This window comes from Methyloversatilis sp. XJ19-49 (assembly GCF_024580145.1).
Lineage (GTDB): Bacteria > Pseudomonadota > Gammaproteobacteria > Burkholderiales > Rhodocyclaceae > Methyloversatilis.
Map to the genome: position 1 here is coordinate 25,710 of NZ_JANINI010000009.1, position 13,770 is coordinate 39,479.

General features: G+C 62.0%; 18 protein-coding genes. 16 read left to right on the plus strand and 2 right to left on the minus strand.

The annotated features are described in order from the left end of the window. The first annotated feature begins 129 nt into the window (after nt 1-129). From NMQ16_RS11725 to NMQ16_RS11755, 7 genes are all read left to right on the plus strand, one after another. A complete protein-coding gene (locus tag NMQ16_RS11725; RefSeq protein WP_257081071.1) occupies nt 130-591 on the plus strand; it encodes a DUF2244 domain-containing protein in 462 nt (153 codons plus the stop codon). 172 nt (nt 592-763) lie between these two features. Beyond that, nucleotides 764-1,816, plus strand: a complete 1,053-nt coding sequence (gene coxB, locus NMQ16_RS11730; RefSeq protein ID WP_257080850.1) for a cytochrome c oxidase subunit II — start codon at nt 764-766, stop codon at nt 1,814-1,816. A gap of 52 nt (nt 1,817-1,868) precedes the next feature. After that, entirely contained in the window at nt 1,869-3,455 is a 1,587-nt protein-coding gene (gene ctaD, locus NMQ16_RS11735) for a cytochrome c oxidase subunit I (RefSeq protein WP_257080851.1), read from the plus strand. A gap of 8 nt (nt 3,456-3,463) precedes the next feature. After that, a complete protein-coding gene (locus tag NMQ16_RS11740) occupies nt 3,464-3,583 on the plus strand; it encodes a cytochrome oxidase small assembly protein (RefSeq protein ID WP_257081072.1) in 120 nt (39 codons plus the stop codon). Then, entirely contained in the window at nt 3,580-4,173 is a 594-nt protein-coding gene (locus tag NMQ16_RS11745) for a cytochrome c oxidase assembly protein (RefSeq protein ID WP_257080852.1), read from the plus strand. Before NMQ16_RS11740 ends, NMQ16_RS11745 begins: the two co-directional genes overlap by 4 nt. 2 nt (nt 4,174-4,175) lie before the next feature. Next, on the plus strand, nt 4,176-4,364 hold the full coding sequence (locus NMQ16_RS11750) for a DUF2970 domain-containing protein (protein WP_257080853.1): 189 nt from the start codon (nt 4,176-4,178) through the stop codon (nt 4,362-4,364). A gap of 27 nt (nt 4,365-4,391) precedes the next feature. Beyond that, nucleotides 4,392-5,258: a cytochrome c oxidase subunit 3 gene (locus tag NMQ16_RS11755; RefSeq protein ID WP_257080854.1), complete on the plus strand. Its 867-nt coding sequence runs from the start codon at nt 4,392-4,394 to the stop codon at nt 5,256-5,258. A 171-nt stretch (nt 5,259-5,429) separates the two neighbouring features. Here the strand turns inward: NMQ16_RS11755 and NMQ16_RS11760 are convergent, their stop codons facing one another. Next, a complete protein-coding gene (locus tag NMQ16_RS11760) occupies nt 5,430-5,624 on the minus strand; it encodes a twin transmembrane helix small protein (RefSeq protein WP_257080855.1) in 195 nt (64 codons plus the stop codon). Nucleotides 5,625-5,675: 51 nt separating this feature from the next. On the opposite strand from NMQ16_RS11760, the gene NMQ16_RS11765 reads away from it, so the two are divergent. The 5 genes from NMQ16_RS11765 to NMQ16_RS11785 are packed head-to-tail and all read left to right on the plus strand — an operon-like array spanning nt 5,676 to nt 9,429. Continuing rightward, nucleotides 5,676-6,398: an SURF1 family protein gene (locus NMQ16_RS11765; RefSeq protein ID WP_257080856.1), complete on the plus strand. Its 723-nt coding sequence runs from the start codon at nt 5,676-5,678 to the stop codon at nt 6,396-6,398. Beyond that, nucleotides 6,395-6,952 carry a hypothetical protein gene (locus NMQ16_RS11770; RefSeq protein WP_257080857.1) on the plus strand — a complete coding sequence of 186 codons (558 nt, stop codon included), beginning with the start codon at nt 6,395-6,397 and terminating at the stop codon, nt 6,950-6,952. The genes NMQ16_RS11765 and NMQ16_RS11770 overlap by 4 nt, the downstream gene beginning before the upstream one ends. Beyond that, nucleotides 6,952-7,968 carry a heme A synthase gene (locus tag NMQ16_RS11775; RefSeq protein ID WP_257080858.1) on the plus strand — a complete coding sequence of 339 codons (1,017 nt, stop codon included), beginning with the start codon at nt 6,952-6,954 and terminating at the stop codon, nt 7,966-7,968. Before NMQ16_RS11770 ends, NMQ16_RS11775 begins: the two co-directional genes overlap by 1 nt. Further along, nucleotides 7,949-8,848: a heme o synthase gene (gene cyoE, locus NMQ16_RS11780; RefSeq protein ID WP_257080859.1), complete on the plus strand. Its 900-nt coding sequence runs from the start codon at nt 7,949-7,951 to the stop codon at nt 8,846-8,848. Before NMQ16_RS11775 ends, cyoE begins: the two co-directional genes overlap by 20 nt. After that, nucleotides 8,845-9,429 (plus strand): SCO family protein, encoded by a 585-nt coding sequence (locus NMQ16_RS11785; RefSeq protein WP_257080860.1) that lies wholly within the window; start codon nt 8,845-8,847, stop codon nt 9,427-9,429. Before cyoE ends, NMQ16_RS11785 begins: the two co-directional genes overlap by 4 nt. Before the next feature lie 63 nt (nt 9,430-9,492). On the opposite strand, the gene rpoH is transcribed toward NMQ16_RS11785, so the two are convergent. Then, nucleotides 9,493-10,380 (minus strand): RNA polymerase sigma factor RpoH, encoded by an 888-nt coding sequence (gene rpoH / locus NMQ16_RS11790; protein ID WP_069039206.1) that lies wholly within the window; start codon nt 10,378-10,380, stop codon nt 9,493-9,495. Between the two features lie 183 nt (nt 10,381-10,563). On the opposite strand from rpoH, the gene NMQ16_RS11795 reads away from it, so the two are divergent. Genes NMQ16_RS11795 through ybeY form a run of 4 tightly spaced genes read left to right on the plus strand, consistent with a single transcriptional unit; the run spans nt 10,564 to nt 13,689 of the window. After that, on the plus strand, nt 10,564-10,875 hold the full coding sequence (locus NMQ16_RS11795; protein ID WP_257080861.1) for a hypothetical protein: 312 nt from the start codon (nt 10,564-10,566) through the stop codon (nt 10,873-10,875). A gap of 32 nt (nt 10,876-10,907) precedes the next feature. After that, a complete protein-coding gene (miaB, locus tag NMQ16_RS11800; RefSeq protein WP_257080862.1) occupies nt 10,908-12,257 on the plus strand; it encodes a tRNA (N6-isopentenyl adenosine(37)-C2)-methylthiotransferase MiaB in 1,350 nt (449 codons plus the stop codon). After that, nucleotides 12,254-13,237 carry a PhoH family protein gene (locus tag NMQ16_RS11805; protein WP_257080863.1) on the plus strand — a complete coding sequence of 328 codons (984 nt, stop codon included), beginning with the start codon at nt 12,254-12,256 and terminating at the stop codon, nt 13,235-13,237. The genes miaB and NMQ16_RS11805 overlap by 4 nt, the downstream gene beginning before the upstream one ends. Further along, nucleotides 13,237-13,689, plus strand: coding sequence for an rRNA maturation RNase YbeY (ybeY, locus tag NMQ16_RS11810; RefSeq protein WP_257080864.1), 453 nt, complete (start codon nt 13,237-13,239; stop codon nt 13,687-13,689). Before NMQ16_RS11805 ends, ybeY begins: the two co-directional genes overlap by 1 nt. The last annotated feature ends 81 nt before the right edge of the window (nt 13,690-13,770 follow it).

A 13,770-nucleotide genomic window follows, 5' to 3' on the forward strand; every position in this document is an offset into this window, starting at 1 on the left:
CGCGTCTTGCGTTTTGCGCCGCTGCGATATTGATAAGCGAGGGGGCGTGTGCTAGCTTATCGATTGCCAAGCGGCCCGCAGTGGTCGTATCAGGGGAGCTCCACTTCCGAGGCAGTCCACTTGTCTGCAGTGCTCAGCCAATCCAGCGAGTTCAGCATTGAAGCCCGCCGCAATTGTTCGATGTCGCCGCGCGCGCTACTGACTTTTTTCCTGGTCACCTGTGCGCTGTCGATGGCGATCGCGGCTGCGTGGGCGGCAGTCGGCGTGTGGTGGGTGTTCCCGTTTGCCGGGCTGGAAATCAGCGCGCTCGGGCTTGCGTTCATTGCGTACGGGCGCAGGGTAGGTGACTTTGAACGCATTCATCTCGACGACGAGCGTTTGCTTGTCGAGGTCTGCGAAAAAACGCGTGTGAGCCGATACGAGTTCGCACCGGCATGGGCAAGAGTTGAAACGCGGAAGGTAGGTTTCGGTTCGGAAGTCGTTGTACGGTGTCGCGACAGACAAGTGACGGTCGGTCGCTACCTGGACGAAAAAGGTCGCGCGAAACTTGCGCGTGATCTTGCTGGAAGATTGCGGGAAAGACGTGTTTAGCTGTTTTGCTGTTTGTTGCTCGGCCGTTGTCTGGAATCACCGTTTCACAGAACCAATCACAACATAAATCTGGGGTTGCATTATGGCGCTATCAAGAGGTGGCTTGCCCATTGCCCGTCGGGCTTGGGCAGCGATGGGTTTGTTTCTGCTTTCGGGTGTTTCCCAGGCAGAGATGAAACTGAATCTGCAGGAGCCGATCACGGCGCTCGGTCGCGACGTCTACGACCTGCACCTGCTGATGACCATCGTCTGTGGCGTCATTTTCGTCGCCGTGTTCGGTGTGATGTTCTGGTCTGTGTTTGTGCATCGCAAGTCCGCCGGTTACAAGGCTGCGACCTTCCACGAAAGCACGACGGTTGAAATTCTCTGGACCATCGTTCCGGTTTTCATCCTGCTCGGCATGGCATGGCCCGCGACGAAAACCATTCTCGCGATGCGCGATACCACCAATGCGGACATCACGATTAAGGCGACGGGGTATCAGTGGAAATGGGGTTATGACTACCTGAAGGGCGAGGGCGAAGGCATCAGCTTCGTCAGTACGTTGTCCACGCCGCAGCCGCAGGTGCGCAACGAAGTCGCCAAGGGCGAGAACTACCTGCTGGAGGTCGACAATGAGCTTGTCGTTCCTGTCGGCAAGAAGATCCGCATCCTGACGACCGCAAACGACGTCATCCACGCGTGGTGGGTGCCCGCGCTGGCGGTCAAGCAGGATGCGGTGCCGGGCTTCATCCGCGATACGTGGTTCCGCGCCGAGAAGACGGGCACCTATCGCGGGCAATGTGCGGAGCTGTGCGGCAAGGAACATGGCTATATGCCCATCGTCGTCAAGATCGTGACCGAAGAAGAGTACGCGGCATGGGTTGACGGCAAGAAACAGGCGATGGCTGCCGCCGCTGACGACCCGAACAAGATGTATCTCGTCGAAGAACTGACCCCGCGCGGAGAGAAGGTGTTTGCTGCCAACTGCGCAGCCTGTCATCAGGCCAACGGTCAGGGTCTGCCGCCTGCCTTCCCGGCACTCGTGGGTTCCAAGGTCGTGCTCGGCCCGCAGGACGGACAGATCGACATCCTGTTGAACGGCAAGTCGGGTACGGCGATGGCTGCTTTCAAGCACCTGAGCGATACCGAATTGGCAGCCGTGATCACGTACACCCGGAACAGCTGGGGCAATGCCACAGGTGAAGTCGTTCAGCCGTCGGACATCAAGGTGGCGCGCGAATAAGCGACCGTCTCCGAACCTTCAGTCAACATTCTAGATTTTCAGGAGAGCAACAATGGCTGCGATTCCGGGCGGTGCCGACCACGCACACGATCACGACCACCATCAGCCCAGCGGCATCATGCGCTGGGTGACCACAACGAATCACAAGGACATCGGCTCGATGTATCTGTGGTTCAGTTTCGCGATGTTCCTTGTTGGCGGCGTCATGGCGCTCGTCATTCGCGCCGAGCTGTTCCAGCCCGGCCTGCAGGTGGTTGATCCCGACCGCTTCAACCAGATGACGACGCTGCACGGTCTGATCATGGTGTTCGGCGCGATCATGCCGGCCTTTGTCGGCTTCGCGAACTGGATGATTCCGCTGATGATCGGCGCATCCGACATGGCGTTCGCACGCATGAACAACTGGTCGTTCTGGCTGCTGCCGCCGGCGGCCATCCTGCTCACCTCGTCGCTGCTCGTGCCGGGCGGTGCCGCTGCTTCGGGCTGGACGCTCTACCCGCCGCTGACCGTGCAGATGGGCATCGGCATGGACATGGCGATCTTCGCGGTCCACATCCTCGGCATTTCGTCGATCATGGGTTCGATCAACATCGTGACGACGCTGCTGAACATGCGGGCGCCGGGCATGACGCTGATGAAGATGCCGCTGTTCTGCTGGACCTGGCTGATCACCGCCTACCTGGTCATCGCGGTGATGCCGGTTCTGGCTGGTGCGGTCACGATGATCCTGACCGACCGTCACTTCGGCACCAGCTTCTTCAACGCTGCGGGCGGCGGTGACCCGGTGCTTTACCAGCACATCTTCTGGTTCTTCGGCCATCCCGAGGTGTACATCATCGCGATCCCGGCTTTCGGAGTCGTGTCGCAGGTGATTCCCGCCTTCTCGCGCAAGCCGCTTTTCGGTTACGCTTCAATGGTCTACGCGACCTCGTCTATCGCCATCCTGTCCTTCATCGTGTGGGCACACCACATGTACACGGTGGGCATGCCGGTTGCCGGTCAGCTGTACTTCATGTTCGCCACGATGCTGATTGCCATTCCGACCGGCGTGAAGGTGTTCAACTGGGTGGCCACCATGTGGCGCGGTTCGCTGAGCTTCGAAACTCCGATGCTGTTCTCGATCGGCTTCCTGTTCCTCTTCACGCTGGGCGGCTTCTCCGGCTTGGTGCTGTCGATGACGGCGGTGGATATCCAGCTGCACGACAGCTACTACGTCGTGGCGCACTTCCACTACGTGATGGTCGCGGGCGCGCTGTTCTCCGCCTACGCCGGCGCCTACTACTGGCTGCCGAAGTGGACGGGCCACATGTACGACGAAAAGCTGGGCAAGCTGCATTTCTGGCTGTCCATCGTGTTCTTCAACATGACCTTCTTCGTTCAGCATTTCCTCGGCCTAGCAGGCATGCCGCGCCGTATCCCGGACTACTCGCTGCAGTTTGCCGAGTTCAACATGATCTCGTCGATCGGTGCCTTCGGCTTCGGTCTGTCGCAGCTGGTGTTCCTGGTCGTCGTGCTGAAGTGCATCAAGGGTGGCGAGAAGGCCTCTGCCAAGCCGTGGGATGGTGCCGAAGGTCTTGAGTGGACGGTGCCGTCGCCGGCGCCGCATCACACCTTCGAAACGCCTCCGGTCTTCAAGTGAGCGCCGCTGTGACCTCAAGTGATGACGAGCTCCGCCGCCGCAACGTACGTACTGCGGTGTGGCTGGCGGGGACTGCGATTGCCGTGTTCGTGGCGTTTGTGGTTCGTTACGGGTTGTCCGGCCAATGACAACGCCGGAACAGGGCGGAACGGTGTCCGAAAGACGCAACCGCTCGACGCTGGTGCGGCTGATCGTGTCTGCATTTCTGATGTTCGGCTTCGGCTATGCGCTGGTGCCGTTCTACGAAAAGCTCTGCCAGGTGCTGGACGTCAACAACCTGAACAAGCAGGACAACAGCCTGCCTCTGAACACCCAGGTTGACCGTTCGCGCAGCGTGACGGTCGAATTCGACGCCAACCTGCACAAGCTGCCGTGGAATTTCAAACCGGTGACGGGTTCAATGGTGGTACACCCGGGTGAAGTCGTGACGATCGAGTACGAGGTGTCGAACACGCGTCAGAACGCGGTTACGGGGCAGGCGATTCCGAGTTACACGCCGTCGGCTGCGATGCAGTACTTTCAGAAGATGGAGTGTTTCTGCTTCAAGCAGCAGACGCTTTCGGCGGGTGAGGTGCGGCGGATGCCGGTGGCTTTCCTGGTATCGCCTTCGCTGCCGAAGGACATCAATACCATCACCCTGTCGTACACCTTCTTCGAGGTTCCCGGTGCGACGGCTTCGGTGCCCGCACGCGACGCCAGTGCTGGCGCAGGAGGTTGAACATGGCCAGCGTGTTCCGCAATGTAGTGACCGTGTTGTCCGCGTTCGCCGGTGTGCGGGGAAAGCGCAATCATGACGCAGCAGCGGCGTCTCTGACACCGGTGCAAGTTATCATCACGGGCGTCGTGGCCGCCGCGTTGTTCGTGATCACGTTGCTGGTGGTTGTGAGAGTTCTGATCAGTATTGCTTGAAAGAATAACGGGAAGGAAAATTACAAAATGAGTTCGAATACGCCTCACCAAGCACCGTATTACTTCGTGCCGTCGCCATCGACCTATCCGATCACCGGCTCGGTTGCGCTGCTGTTGTTTGCACTGGGTTCAGTGCTGACGATGAACGCGATCCAGGGTGGCCCTTACGTTCTGGGTGCCGGCATCCTTACGCTGCTGTACATGATGTTCATCTGGTTCCGCAAGGTTGCCCACGAGTCGGAAGGCGGGTTGTACAACAAGCGCGTCGGCATGTCTTTCCGCTGGAGCATGGGCTGGTTCATCTTTTCGGAGGTGATGTTCTTTGCGGCCTTCTTTGGCGCGCTGTTCTACGCGCGTGTGCTGGCCATCCCTGATCTCGCGTCGCTCGAACATCAGGCCTTGCTGTGGCCTGAGGCGACGAACGCCTGGCCGAACCCCGGCCCGGCGTACGATGGCGGCCCGTTCACCCCGATGGGCGCATGGGGCATACCGGCACTCAACACCTTCCTGCTCCTGACTTCAGGCGCCACGCTGACGTGGGCGCATCACGGCCTGCTGCACGACAACCGGGGACAGCTGAAGTTCGGTCTGTTTCTGACCATCCTGCTCGGCGTCGTATTTCTGGGTTTCCAGGTCTACGAGTACACGCACGCCTACAGCGACCTGAACGTCAAACTGACGACCGGCGTGTTCGGATCGCTGTTCTACCTGCTGACGGGCTTTCACGGTTTTCACGTCACCATTGGTGCAACGATGCTGATCGTGATACTGTGCCGCGTCTTTGCCGGACATTTCACGTCGCAAAACCATTTCGGCTTCGAAGCGGTTGCCTGGTATTGGCACTTTGTTGACGTCGTCTGGCTGCTGCTTTTCGTGGTGGTCTACTGGATCTGACGGAACGGAATTAGCGAGGAGGAGAGTGGGCCGGTATCAAACAAGAGCCCTTAAAAAATAAATACTCGGCGCCGCACATCGTGCGGCGCTTTTTTTCGTGGATCCGATCCACTGCTGAACCGCTTGATGAAACGAGCGCTGCTGGGCACGGCAACGCCACGAAGCCGTCGCTCAGAGTTTTCCTTCGATGAGCCCGAAGCGGTAGCTCAGCGTCAGTGCGACGAACAGCGCGATCGACAGACCGACACGTAGCGCCAGCGCGCGCATCATCCGGCTTGAGTTCCCCGTATCGCGGAACAGGAAGAACAACGCCGAACCGAGGCTGGCAATGATGAACAGCAATACGACGATTACGAGATAGCGCATCAAACGATTCCCTTTTCAAGATGTCCAGTGTATCCCGGACATCTCATCGCAATGACCCAGTTCACTTTCGCCCGTCGTACTTTCGTGATCCGATTCTGGCCCGCGCTGATCTGCGCGCTGGTCATCGTCGTCACGATCGGTGCCGCACAATGGCAAACCGCTCGCGCGCACTACAAGCAGGGTCTTTTGGCCGACTTTGAACGTGCCCAGGCCGCACCTGCGCTCGACGTCACCCAATGGGGGCCGGTCGCTCCGCCCGAATATTCGAATGCCACGATCGAAGGGGTGTGGCACGCCAGCGTGCTGATCTACGCCGATAACCGGGTACGCAATGGTCAGGTAGGTTACGGCGTATTCATGCCGCTTTGCCAGACGGCTGTGCGCTGTGTGCTGGTCGATCGTGGCTGGGTACGCGGCGGTCGCCTGCGCGAAGACCTGCCGGCTGTTGTGACCGAACCCGGAGTGCAGCGCATCGAAGGCGTCGTAGTGCGTGCCGAGTCGAAGTTCGTCGAGCTGTCGGCGGATTCGGTCGAGGGCAAGGTGTGGCAGAACGTGACGGTTGATCGCGTTGCACGCGCCAGTTCTCTGGAACTGGCGCCATTCATTTTCGCGCAGCACGGTGGGCCTGCGGACGGTCTGACGCGCGAGCGTCTGAAGCCAGAGTTCGGCATCGACAAACATGTCGCCTACGCAGGCCAGTGGTACGCCTTCGCCCTCGTCACGGCGTTGTCCGGACTGTTCGCCGCCATGAAGAAAACAGGAGAGAAGTCTTGAACGGCAAGAAGACGCTGGTTGTAATCGGTCTGGTGTGCACGCTGCCGCTGATCGCCTCATACGCGCTTTATTACCTCTGGCGACCTGACAGCACGGTCAACTACGGGCAGCTGTTGTCACCGGAGCCCCTGCCGAAAGAGGCGCTGACGTCGATCGCCGGCAAGTCATTCGATTTCGACAGTCTGAAGGGTCGCTGGACGCTGGTGCTCGCCGACAGCGGCGCTTGCGATGCTCGCTGCGAGCAATCGCTCTATTTCATCCGCCAGGTACGCAAGGCGCAGGGCGAGCACCAGGACCGCATCGAGCGCGTGTGGCTACTCAATGACGCGACATCGCCGCAGGCGAAGCTGGTCGAAGCCGTCGAAGGCATGCACATCGTGCGCGCCGAGGGCTCCGCCACCCTGGCTGCGTTGATCCGGGAGCCGGCGCATGCCCGAGCAATCTACCTCGTCGATCCGCTCGGGCAGTTGATGATGCGCTATCCGGATGAGCCGGACCCGAAGAAGATGATCAAGGATTTCCAACGACTGATGAAGTACTCGAGGCTCGGCTGATGAATACCTACCGCAAGCTGCTGCTCGCCACCCTGGCGATGACCTTCGCGCTGATCGTGCTCGGCGCCTACGTGCGACTGTCAGACGCCGGGCTGGGTTGTCCTGACTGGCCCGGCTGTTACGGCCACGCTACCGTGACCCAGGCGTCCGATCACATATCCGCTGCGCAGGAGGCCGACCCGCACGGTCCGGTGACCTTTGCCAAGGCATGGAAGGAAATGATTCACCGCTATTTTGCGGGCATCGTCGGCTTGTGCATCGTCGGCATCGCCGCGCTTGCGTGGCGCAACCGGCACGATCCTGCGGCGTCGCCCTGGCTGGCGACAGCCCTCATAGGCGTTGTAGGCCTGCAGGCGATGTTCGGCAAATGGACGGTCACCATGCTGCTCAAGCCGGCCATTGTCACCGGCCACCTTATCGGCGGCCTGACCGTGCTCGCACTGCTGGTCTGCCTGTATGCGCGCACGCTCGCGCCATCCCGCATCACCGTCAGTCCGGCGCTGCGCCTGTTCGCCATGTCGGCCTTCGTGGTGCTCGCAGCGCAGATCACGCTGGGTGGCTGGGTCAGCACGAATTACGCGGCGCTGGCCTGTTCCGACCTGCCGACCTGCCGTGGCGCCTGGGTGCCGGAAATGGATGTCGCCAACGGATTCCACGTCATCCGTGAGCTGGGCGTCGGTGCCGATGGCGAGACGCTAACCATCGAAGCCTTGACGGCGATTCACTGGATGCATCGAGTTGGCGCCGTCGTCGCGACGTTCGTGCTGGTGTCCCTGGCGTTTGGTCTGCGCAGAGCCGGCCATGCAGCGCTTTCGACAGTGCTGCTGGTGATTCTGGTGCTGCAGGTGTTGCTCGGCCTGGCAAATGTCTGGTTCAGCCTGCCGCTTCCGCTGGCTGCAGCACACAACGGTGGTGCCGCGGCGCTGGTGATCGTGATGGTGCTGATAAACTATCGCCTTCGCGCGACCGCGCAGCAACGCTATCCCGGAGTTTTCCATGAAAGCCATGCGGCTTGATCTACCGCCCCTGTCGCTGAGGCTGGCCAATTACCTGCAGCTGACCAAGCCGCGCGTCGTCCAGCTCATCGTTTTCTGCGCGGTGATCGGCATGTTCCTCGCGGTGCCGCAGGGGCTGCCGCCGATGGGGGTCGTGCTGGCTGCCACCGTGGGGATCGGGCTGGTGGCGGGCGCCGCCGCTGCAATCAACTGCCTGGTGGAACAGAAGATCGATGCCGTGATGGCGCGCACGCGGGCGCGTCCGTTGCCGCGTGGCGAGGTCAATTCGCTCGAAACGTTGATCTTTTCGGGTGTGGTCGGCGGTGTCGGCCTGACCCTGCTTTACCACTGGGTCAATCCGCTGACCATGTGGCTCACGCTGGCGACCTTCATCGGCTACGCCATCATCTACACGATCGTACTCAAGCCCGCGACGCCGCAGAACATCGTGATCGGCGGTGCTTCCGGCGCGATGCCGCCGGTGCTGGGCTGGGCCGCGGTGACCGGCGAAGTGTCTTCCGACGCACTGCTGCTGTTTCTGATCATATTCGCATGGACGCCGCCCCATTTCTGGGCGCTGGCGCTCTACCGCACGCAGGAGTACGCCAAGGCCGGCCTGCCGATGCTGCCGGTGACCCATGGTGCCGAATACACCCGGCTGCAGGTGTTTCTTTACACCCTGATCCTTTTCGCGGTTACCTTGCTGCCGTTTGCCTCGCGCATGAGTGGCTGGATCTACCTCGCGGCAGCGGTGGTGCTCGGCGGCATCTTCATCGCCTACGCCTGGCGCCTGATGCGCAATTACTCCGACGATCTCGCCAGGCGCACGTTCCGCTTTTCGCTCTGGCACTTGTCCCTGCTGTTCGCAGCGCTGCTGGTCGATCACTACATCCCGCTATGAACCGCCGCCTCTTCGCGACCGCGCTTTTTGCTGTCGCACTGTCGGGTTGTAGTCCGTCCGGCCCCAGTTATCGAAGCATCGACGTGACCGGTGCCGAATACGGCCGGGGTTTCACACTGACCGACCACACCGGTCAACCGCGTACCTTGGCCGATTACAAGGGCAAGCTGGTCACGCTGTTCTTCGGTTTCACGCATTGTCCTGATGTTTGCCCGACCAGCCTGGCGACGATGAAGCAGGTGCTCGATCTGCTCGGACCGGACGCGGCGAAGGTGCAGGTGCTGTTCATCACGATCGATCCGGAACGCGATACGGCAGAGCTCCTCGCGGGTTATGTGCCCAAGTTCGACTCGTCCTTCGTCGGCCTGCGCGGCGACGCCGAGACGACCGCCGCCACGGCCAAGGAATACAAGATCTTCTACCAGAAGGTTGCCGGCAATACGGAAGGCCAGTACGCGATGGATCATTCCGCCGGGACCTATGTCCATGATGTGCAGGGCCGCCTGCGGCTGTTCATCCGACACGGCGAGACGGCTGCCAATATTGCGCAGGACCTGAAAACCCTGCTCGCAGCCGGCTGAAAAAAAAGCGACCCGAAGGTCGCTTTTTTTTCCAGCCGAGATCGGTCGCGGCCGTGCTACGGGTCAGGCGGCCATGCCCAGCGCACGGTGCATGGTGGCCTTCATTTTCTGCATGGCCTTCGCTTCTATCTGCCGAATGCGTTCGGCCGACACGCCGTACTCGTCGGCCAGTTCATGCAGCGTGGCCGATTCACCTTCCTGAGCCAGCCAGCGGCGCTGCACGATGGTGCGGCTGCGGTCATCGAGCGCGGCAAGTGCCGACTGCAGGCCTTCTTCGCGCAGACGCACGTCCTGCGCCGCTTCCATCACTTCCAGCGGTTCGGCCGCGCTGTCAGTCAGCCAGCTGATCGGCGCCATGCGGGCACTGTCGCGGTCGTCGTCGTCGGTATTGCCCTCGAGCGCGATGTCCTGCCCGGTCAGACGGGTTTCCATCTCGACGACTTCCTCCGGCTTGACGCCCAGCGTCTTCGCCACTTCGCGGACTTCAGCCGGATTCAGCGTGTTGCTGCTGTGCTTGAGGCTGCGAAGGTTGAAGAACAGCTTGCGCTGCGCCTTGGTTGTTGCCACTTTCACGAGGCGCCAGTTGCGCAGGATGTACTCGTGTATTTCGGCCTTGATCCAGTGGATCGCGAACGACACCAGGCGCACCCCGCGATCCGGATCGAAGCGCTTCACTGCCTTCATCAGGCCGATGTTGCCTTCCTGGATCAGGTCCGCGTGCGGCAGGCCGTAGCCAAGATAGCCGCGTGCGATGGCGATCACGAGGCGCAGATGGGACATCACGAGCGCGCGCGCGGACTCGAGATCTTCCTCGTCGCGGAAACGCCGGGCAAGCGCCTGCTCCTGCTCTTCAGTGAGCAGCGGCACGCGGTTCGCGGCCTGGATGTAGCTGTCGATGTTGCCGAGGGCGCCCGCCACCGGCAGATTCGGAACAATCAAAGCATGGGTCATGGTGCATTCCTCCCTTGCGTGCAAGATTAGCACTCCTCGCTATTGAGTGCTAACGGTCGAATCGGTTCATTGCGTCGCAATATGTAACGGGTCACTGCACGCCAACTGCGACGGCTCGCTTTGGGATTGGCGCGGGGGGCACGCTACAATCCGTTCATCAGTCACCGCCCTGTCAAACCGCCGATGCGCATTCCGACTGCCCTGTTGCTGCTGATGTGCTGTCCGGTGATCGCGCTCGCCCAGCTGCGGGCGATTCCACCGGACGCGATCAAGGCGAAGATGCAGCCGCCGCAGGACGGTCTGGTCGGGATGGGCAAGCATGTCTTTCGGCTGGCGCCCGGTGCGCACATACGTTCGACCGACAACCGCATCATGCTGCCGGTCATGATCACATCCGAACAGGTCGTGCGTTATCAGCTCGACGCCAATGGTGATTTGTACCGCGTGTGGATCCTGTCGCCGGACGAAATCGACCTGCCGGCCCCCAAACAGTAAGCAAGCATGATGATCCGGATGAATTCGCCCCGATGAGCCGCAAGATTTACATCAAGACCTTTGGCTGCCAGATGAACGAGTACGACTCGGACAAGATGGCCGACGTGCTCGGCGAGTCCGAAGGCCTGACGCCGACCGATCGACCGGAAGAGGCCGACGTGATCCTGTTCAACACCTGCTCTGTGCGCGAAAAGGCGCAGGAGAAGGTGTTTCATGACCTGGGTCGGGTCAAGCACCTGAAGAAGGACAACCCGCGCCTGCTGATCGGCGTCGGCGGTTGCGTCGCCAGTCAGGAAGGTGCGGCCATCGTCGACCGTGCGCCCTATGTCGACTTCGTATTCGGTCCGCAGACCCTGCATCGACTGCCCGACCTGATCGCGAAACGCCGCGAGAGCGGCCTGCCGCAGGTGGATATCAGTTTTCCCGAGATCGAGAAGTTCGACCACATGCCGCCGGCGCGCGTCGAAGGCGCCACCGCCTTCGTATCCATCATGGAAGGCTGCTCGAAGTACTGCACCTTCTGCGTCGTGCCCTACACGCGCGGCGAGGAAGTGTCGCGTCCGCTGGACGATATCCTGACCGAGGTGGCGACCCTGGTCGGCCAGGGCGTGAAGGAAGTGACCTTGCTCGGCCAGAACGTCAATGCCTGGCGTGCGCCGATCAGTCGTGGCTCGGACGACATCGGTGACTTCGCCTTCCTGCTCGAATGCGTGCATGACCTGCCCGGCATCGAGCGTATCCGCTACACGACCTCGCACCCGCGCGAAATGACGCAGCGGGTGATCGACGCCTATGCGCGCCTGCCCAAGCTGGTGTCGCAGTTGCACCTTCCGGTGCAGAGCGGTTCGGACCGCATCCTTGCGGCGATGAAGCGCGGCTACACGGCGCTCGAATACAAGGCGGTGGTGCGCAGGCTGCGCGCAGCACGCCCCGACCTGTCGCTCAGTTCCGACTTCATCATCGGCTTCCCGGGCGAAACCGACGACGACTTCGAAAAAACGATGAAGCTGATCGAAGACGTCGGTTTCGACAACAGCTTCAGCTTCGTCTACAGCGCACGGCCCGGCACGCCGGCCGCCGACATGGCGGACGACACACCGGCCGAGGTGAAGCAGGCGCGACTGGCGCGACTGCAGAAGCGCATCGAGGAACACACGCAGGCGATCAGCCAGTCCATGGTGGGCACGGTGCAGCGAATCCTGGTCGAGGGGGAGTCGCGCAAGGACGCCCGCGAACTGGCGGGCCGCACCGACAACAATCGCGTCGTGAATTTCGGCGGCCCGGCCCGGCTCATCGGACACTTCATCGACGTGCGCATCGAAACCGCGCTGCCGCACAGCCTGCGTGGCGCGGTGCTGACGCGAGAGGCGGTCGGCGCTTGAAAACCAAACCCCTCGAGTTGCTGCTCGAACCGCTGGACAACACGCGGCTGGCCAATCTGTGCGGCGTGCTGGACGAAAACCTGCGCCAGCTTGAAACCGCCTACGACGTCGAGATCGCGCGCCGCGGTGAAAATTTCCGCGTCAGCGGTGATCCGGTGCAGTCACAGCGGGCCGTCGTGGCGCTGCGCCACTTCTACAGCGTCGCCAAGGAACACCTGAGTGTCGATGCCATCCAGCTCGGCCTGATCGAACTGTCGAACCGCGGGCTGCCGGAACCGGGGGCGCCGACGCTGCTGACGCGCAAGAGCAATCTGCACAGCCGCACGCCGCGTCAGGCGCAGTACCTGAAGCAGATACAGGAACACGACATCACGTTCGGCATCGGTCCGGCCGGTACCGGCAAGACCTATCTGGCCGTGGCCAGCGCGGTCGATGCGCTGGAACGCGAAACGGTCGCGCGCATCGTGCTGACCCGACCGGCGGTCGAGGCCGGGGAGCGGCTCGGTTTCCTGCCCGGCGATCTGGCGCAGAAGGTCGATCCCTATCTGCGGCCGCTGTACGACGCGCTGTACGAGCTGATGGGCTTCGAGCGCGTGGCGCGCGCCTTCGAGCGACAGGTGATCGAGATCGCGCCGCTGGCCTACATGCGCGGCCGCACGCTGAACAACGCCTTCATCATTCTCGACGAGGCGCAGAACACCACGCCGGAACAGATGAAGATGTTCCTGACCCGCATGGGCATCGGCTCCAAGGCGGTCATCACCGGCGACCTGACGCAGGTCGATCTGCCGCGCGGCCACAAGAGCGGGCTGGGCGAAGCGCGCAAGGTGCTGCATGACGTGCGCGGCATCGCGACGACCGAGTTCCTCGCCGAGGATGTCGTGCGCCATCCGCTGGTGGCGCGCATCGTGTCCGCCTACGAACGGTTCGACGCGCAGCGCGAGGCCGAAGAAGCCATGCGCAGGGGACCGCGCGGCTGATGCGGCTGAATCTGTCGGTGCAGTACGCCTGCGCGCGGGAAGGCTGTCCGCCGCGCGCAGATATCCTGCGCTGGGTGCGTGCCGCACTCGACGCGGAGGTCGTGGCGCGTGCCGACATCACGGTGCGCTTCGTCGACGCCGATGAAGGCCGTGCGCTCAATGTCGACTACCGCGGCCGTGACTACGCGACCAACGTGCTGTCGTTCCCGTACGAGCAGGGCGCGCATCTGGCGGGCGATCTCGTCGTCTGCCAACCGGTTCTTGCGACCGAGGCGACTGCACAGCGCAAGCCGCTTGCGCAGCATGCGGCCCACCTGATCGTGCACGGCACGCTGCACCTGCAGGGCCGGGACCACGAAACGTCGGACGCCGACGCCGAGGCGATGGAAGCGGAAGAGCGGCGCATCCTGGCCGGTCTGGGTTTGCCCGATCCATACGCCGACGACCGCTGAAACCGGGCATGCGCCGGTTCGCTCGCGGCCTGCGACGCACGCCTGACTCGAAACCTGCACGCGGCTCGGGTTACACTTGGG

Bases quoted from the DNA above. Each gene is read 5' to 3' on its own strand.
- coxB (WP_257080850.1), top strand. From the start codon at position 764: ATGAAACTGAATCTGCAGGAGCCGATCACGGCGCTCGGTCGCGACGTC.
- ctaD (WP_257080851.1), top strand. From the start codon at position 1,869: ATGGCTGCGATTCCGGGCGGTGCCGACCACGCACACGATCACGACCAC.
- NMQ16_RS11745 (WP_257080852.1), top strand. From the start codon at position 3,580: ATGACAACGCCGGAACAGGGCGGAACGGTGTCCGAAAGACGCAACCGC.
- NMQ16_RS11750 (WP_257080853.1), top strand. From the start codon at position 4,176: ATGGCCAGCGTGTTCCGCAATGTAGTGACCGTGTTGTCCGCGTTCGCC.
- NMQ16_RS11755 (WP_257080854.1), top strand. From the start codon at position 4,392: ATGAGTTCGAATACGCCTCACCAAGCACCGTATTACTTCGTGCCGTCG.
- NMQ16_RS11760 (WP_257080855.1), bottom strand. From the start codon at position 5,624: ATGCGCTATCTCGTAATCGTCGTATTGCTGTTCATCATTGCCAGCCTC.
- NMQ16_RS11765 (WP_257080856.1), top strand. From the start codon at position 5,676: ATGACCCAGTTCACTTTCGCCCGTCGTACTTTCGTGATCCGATTCTGG.
- NMQ16_RS11775 (WP_257080858.1), top strand. From the start codon at position 6,952: ATGAATACCTACCGCAAGCTGCTGCTCGCCACCCTGGCGATGACCTTC.
- cyoE (WP_257080859.1), top strand. From the start codon at position 7,949: ATGAAAGCCATGCGGCTTGATCTACCGCCCCTGTCGCTGAGGCTGGCC.
- NMQ16_RS11785 (WP_257080860.1), top strand. From the start codon at position 8,845: ATGAACCGCCGCCTCTTCGCGACCGCGCTTTTTGCTGTCGCACTGTCG.
- rpoH (WP_069039206.1), bottom strand. From the start codon at position 10,380: ATGACCCATGCTTTGATTGTTCCGAATCTGCCGGTGGCGGGCGCCCTC.
- NMQ16_RS11795 (WP_257080861.1), top strand. From the start codon at position 10,564: ATGCGCATTCCGACTGCCCTGTTGCTGCTGATGTGCTGTCCGGTGATC.
- miaB (WP_257080862.1), top strand. From the start codon at position 10,908: ATGAGCCGCAAGATTTACATCAAGACCTTTGGCTGCCAGATGAACGAG.
- ybeY (WP_257080864.1), top strand. From the start codon at position 13,237: ATGCGGCTGAATCTGTCGGTGCAGTACGCCTGCGCGCGGGAAGGCTGT.